Genomic DNA, 5,070 nt, shown 5'->3' with positions numbered 1-5,070 from the left:
GCATTGAAGTGTATAGGCCTGCTTATGGGACGCTTAATATTTCCATTAACAGCAAACAACTGTCTGCAACGGTTGCGGGTTATGCATCGATTGCATTGCAGTCGTATGATCAACTATTACCCTATAATCAGGCCGTAAAACAATTAAAGGATGGCAGCTTTGATTACAAGCAATTTTTTGAGACAAATAAGCTTGAAGGGAACAGTCCTGCTCAGAATGACTCGCCAACGAATCGACTCTATACGCATGAATTGGACAAAAACGGAGCACTTCTGCTCGATAACGCCACTCCGAAGAAGTTCTCTTATGTCATGGTCTTTTATGACGTGCATCGAAATCCAATTTTTTATAAATATATAGAACTACCACAAATAACAGATAAATTAAGCGCTAATCCAAAGATTATTGCACTCATGTATCACCATTTCTCCGAGAAAAAGGAAGACTTAAACAGTCTTATTGTTGATCCGAACACCTTTCGTGCACAGCTTCAAGCGCTTAAGGCGGAAGGCTTTGTATCGATTCGACAGCAAGACCTTCTAGCGTTCCTGAAAGGGGATAAAAGAGTTAAGCTTCCTGAGAAGTCTGTTATCATTACGATAGATGACGGATACGAAAGCAATTATAAGCTGGCTTATCCGATATTGGTGAAGGAAAAGGTATACGCAACGATTTTCGCTATAGCTAAGCATAGAGACCATCCTGTAATGTGGGCACCACATTTCAATTGGCAGCAAGCGCTCGAGATGTACAACTCCGGCTATATTGATATTCAGAATCATACCTACAATTCACATTACTATGGAGATACAGACAAGGGAACTGCCACTGGAGCTGCAACGACCTCAAGGCTGCTGATCAATAAGAAGTTGGAAACTAAAGCGCAGTTCGAGAAACGTATATCTGACGATTTAATGCTGTCCAAAACACTTATTGAACAATTTGTCGGAAATAAGGTCATAGCTTTTGCATTTCCGTTTGGTCGAAATAATCAGTCGCTTATCAATCAGGCACTTGCATCAGGTCACTCCCTTATGTATACCGTACAGCCGGGAATGATTAAGCAGGATTCGAACGCGAATCAGCTTCCACGATTGAATGTGGATGGCAAGTATTCTGCTAAAGATTTAATACTCAAGATTAAAGCGTATTTGAAATAGTGATCTTTAATTGGAAGAAAGAGAAAAGAAACGGCTTCAAAAAGTGCTTGAAAGCGACAAAAAAACGTACAAACTGTTAGCAGTTTGTACGTTTTTTTTAATTGCACCAAGCTGATGTCAATCAGTCAGCATCACTTTAATACTTCATTGTATCATCCATTGACACAGCTGAAGGCTCTTGTTGAAGCCGAGCATGGACTAGGCCAATAGCGGTACCGATGACGTAAATATGAACGCTGCCGATTAGAAACCCGATGCCGACCATTAGTCCGACATTTTGATCACTGAAATGGCTTAGGTTGACTAAACAAAGTAATACGCCGATAGCAAGAACGCCCCAAGCAATAGCGGTCATTGCTTTGACAAGTCCTTTGACATCTGATTTTGAAGGTTGAACTTGGCTAATAGTTGCTGTTTTAGTTGTCATTGTGAACACTCCCGACTCATGTAAGTGTTTTCTTTTCATAACTATAACACAAAGTTCACCATTTGTTCAAAGAAAATTCACTTTATCAACATAATTCAGACAAAAATGTGCGAAGGTCTTACTTCGTTAGTCTGTCCACCACCGCTTCAGATCAGCCCACCAAGATTTACGTCCTGCTGCATCTGTGCCGCTAGCTCCCGTTCCTTGACCATTTTCATCGGTTGCTGCTGGTGCTCCGCATACCTCTGTTGGCTCTGTACCGCTGAGAAATGTCTCCAGTCTCTTGTTCGGGCAATCGCCCGCTGCAAGCTTCCCGCTGGTCGGATCAATATATACATTGACGACACCTTCAGGGACGGGGAAGATTTTTGGCGGTACAGCAGCCAGTGCTTTCTCCGTATAGCTGGCAAAGATCGGAGCCGCTCTGTAGGCCTCAGCCACGGTTAACATACGGTCCTTATCGTAGCCAACCCACACAGCGGTAGTAAGCTCTGGTGTATATCCAACCAGCCAAGCATCCGTTCCTGTTGTACCTGTCTTTCCTGCGACGGGCCGCTTAATCGTTGACGATACACGGAAGCCTGTACCACCTACGTCGAAAACACTCTCCATCAGGCTGGTCATAACATAGGCTTCAGCAGCAGTGATCGCTTGCTTCGCTTGCGGCTTTGCGTCATATAATAAGTTGCCCCTACGATCCTCAATCCGTAGGATAGCAACAGGCTCAACATGGATGCCGCCATTTGCGAATGTGCCAAAAGCAGAAGCCATTTCAAACGGGCTCACTGGAAAAGTTCCAAGAGCTAAAGAAGGTACGGGCTTCATCGGACTAGTAATGCCAAGGTTTCTGGCCGTATCGATAACCTTATTTGCGCCTACGGTCATTATGGTATTGACCGCATATATGTTATCGGAGCTTGCAATAGCTTGCCGCATGTCAATAAAATCGTTAACGTATTTATCCCCGTAATTTCGCGGCTGGTAGGTTTTGCGTCCATCATCATAAGTAAACAAAGTCGGCTCGCTCTTGAAGCGGGACACGGGTGACATGAAGCCACTTTGCAATGCGGTCAAATAAAGAATCGGCTTGAAGGAAGAACCAGGCTGCCTAGTATTGGCAAACACACGATTGTATTGATTGGTCTTATAATTCCGTCCGCCGACCATTGCTTTAATATAGCCGTTGCGCGGATCAATGGAGATAAGCGCTGCTTGCTGCTCGGAACTGTCAGGAACTCCTTTTCGGATCGCTTCCTCGGCGGCTGACTGCGCCTCAGGATCAAGCGTCGTATAGATCGTAATACCGCCTTCATTAAGCAAATGTTCATTTATTCCGAGTTTATCAACGGCAATATACCGGATATAGTCACGGAAATAAGGAGCGAAGCCTTCTTGCTGGCCAGAGCCTAACGTTTGGAAGTTGAGCACTTCTTTATAAGCGGCGTCTTCTTGCTCTTTCGTAATAGAACCGCCCTCCAGCATAGCCTGTAAAATCGTAAGCTGCCGATCCTTGGCGTTTTTCATATCCAAGTACGGAGAATAGTATTTGGGACCCTTCGGAATGCCAGCCAGCATAGCGCTCTCGGACAGCGTCAACTCGGAGGCGTGTTTATTGAAATACATCATTGCTGCAGCTTCTATTCCATATGAACCGTGACCATAATAGATTTGGTTCAAGTACATGCCAAGAATTTCATCCTTGGAATAGTTCATTTCAAGCTGCACCGTATACATCGCTTCCTTCATCTTTCGCTGCCAGGTCCGCTCATGCGATAAATATAAATTCCGCGCAAGCTGCTGAGTGAGTGTGCTAGCGCCCTGCTTTGCAGACATGCTTTGAACGTTAACTTTGACAGCGCGTGCGATTCCTTTCATATCAAAGCCACTGTGTTCATAGAAACGGCGATCCTCGATTGCTAAAGTAGCGTCAATGACATAGTGAGATACATCTTCTAGCTGAACAGAACGGCGGTTTTCGCCAGCGTGGAACGTATCGAGCACATTGCCATGCAGATCTAACATTTGCGATGTTTGACTGACGGAGGAGACAGGCAGTGTTTGTGTACGCAAATAAAGCAATAGGCCAGTGAACACAATAAGGAATACAATTAGCGCGGCGGCCGAATAGCGCAGCCATTTTTTAAATTTAAAAATATGGGGAAGGAACCTCTCGGATATTATAGGAAATGTATATCTGCGGCTAGTCTTGCCCTGCCGATTAGAAGGCTTTTTCATGGAGCAGACTCCCTTCATCGCGAAACTTTACTCTTCCTTAGTATGGAAAAACGAGGAAGTTGCTATTCACGCGATAGGGAAGATTATCATATTTATTATCCAAGCAGTGAATTCATCAAAAAACAGGCTGCCGGAACATTAGAGCGGCGGCAGCCTGTTTTATCATGTACAATCTTTAACTATTTGGGACTTGGGAATATTCTTTGAATCATCTCACTAAATTGTTCGATAAAGCCTGCAACCGGTCTGCCTTGCTTTACATCCTCAACGTAGGTGTTAACGCGGTCCACAAACTCTGGATTTGTTGATACATAAACGTTTTGGACAGTAGGATCGACTGCTCTTACTTGTTGGGCGATCTGGTCTTCAATGGTTTTTGACATCTTATTGTTGCTGTCGAGAAAGGCAGCAACATAAGCGTTTTTATTGGTGACAAGCACGTTAGCTTGTCGAACACCCTGTACATTCGTGATCTTATCCGCAGCTTTATCGGCAATATCAATACGGTTATCGACATTGCTTTTACCGTGTAGCGTTTGGTGTCCAACATAATCCTTATTCTGATTGGTATTATGCATTTGCGGACCATTATTGTTGTACGGGTAAGCTTGCTGCTTTACCTGATTTGGAGTGTTCGTACAACCTGCTGCAAACAATAGCAAACTTGAAGCTGCGACCATTGTGATTTTGATGCTGTTTATTTTTCTTATCATAAAAGCCACCCCTTTCTTCCTCATTAGTGTGGCTTTCTTTCCAATTCCGATACATGAAAGGTTCTAGCCAATTCTATGTTAAAATGCCAGTAACCCCATTTTTTTTATTGCGGGAAGCAAGCGAATCCGTACTTGTAGTAGCGATTTAATTTGACTATAATACAGGTTGAACTATTGAAGGAAAGAAGGGATTCACACATGGAATTATGGTATACAGAAAAACAAACAGACAGCTTCGGCATTACGGCGAAGATTACTAAAACTTATGTCAACGAACAAACGGATTTTCAACAGCTCGATATGATCGAAACTGAAGAGTTTGGAACGATGCTTGTTCTGGACGGTATGGTTATGACAACGGTGAAGGATGAGTTCGTTTATCACGAGATGGTTGCCCATCCTGTACTATTCACGCATCCAAATCCAGAGAATGTCCTTGTTGTAGGCGGTGGAGATGGCGGCGTTATTCGTGAAGTCATGAAGCATCCGCAGGTAAAGAAGGCTGTTCTAGTCGACATTGACGGCAAGGTTATTG

General features: G+C 43.8%; 5 protein-coding genes. 2 read left to right on the top strand and 3 right to left on the bottom strand.

The features are described 5' to 3' along the window. Positions 1-1,160 (top strand): polysaccharide deacetylase family protein (locus tag AC1DWN_RS27635; protein ID WP_477562095.1); only part of this gene is annotated, 1,160 nt, incomplete at its 5' end. A gap of 136 nt (positions 1,161-1,296) precedes the next feature. On the opposite strand, the gene AC1DWN_RS27630 is transcribed toward AC1DWN_RS27635, so the two are convergent. The 3 genes from AC1DWN_RS27630 to AC1DWN_RS27620 all read right to left on the bottom strand — a co-directional run bounded on the left by AC1DWN_RS27630 (position 1,297) and on the right by AC1DWN_RS27620 (position 4,535). Next, on the bottom strand, positions 1,297-1,587 hold the full coding sequence (locus AC1DWN_RS27630; protein WP_477562094.1) for a hypothetical protein: 291 nt from the start codon (positions 1,585-1,587) through the stop codon (positions 1,297-1,299). Positions 1,588-1,713: 126 nt separating this feature from the next. Further along, positions 1,714-3,822 (bottom strand): transglycosylase domain-containing protein, encoded by a 2,109-nt coding sequence (locus tag AC1DWN_RS27625; RefSeq protein WP_477562093.1) that lies wholly within the window; start codon positions 3,820-3,822, stop codon positions 1,714-1,716. A 179-nt stretch (positions 3,823-4,001) separates the two neighbouring features. Continuing rightward, complete coding sequence (locus AC1DWN_RS27620; protein WP_477562092.1) at positions 4,002-4,535, bottom strand: YhcN/YlaJ family sporulation lipoprotein; 534 nt, start codon at positions 4,533-4,535, stop codon at positions 4,002-4,004. Positions 4,536-4,733: 198 nt separating this feature from the next. Here AC1DWN_RS27620 and AC1DWN_RS27615 point away from each other — a divergent pair. Next, positions 4,734-5,070, top strand: a 337-nt coding sequence (locus AC1DWN_RS27615; protein ID WP_477562091.1) for a spermine/spermidine synthase domain-containing protein, incomplete at its 3' end; no start/stop codon positions are given.

It is taken from the genome of Paenibacillus sp. P4_A7 (assembly GCF_056402455.1).
Note: the sequence above shows the minus strand (reverse complement) of the source record. Positions and strands in the feature narration are given on the sequence as shown.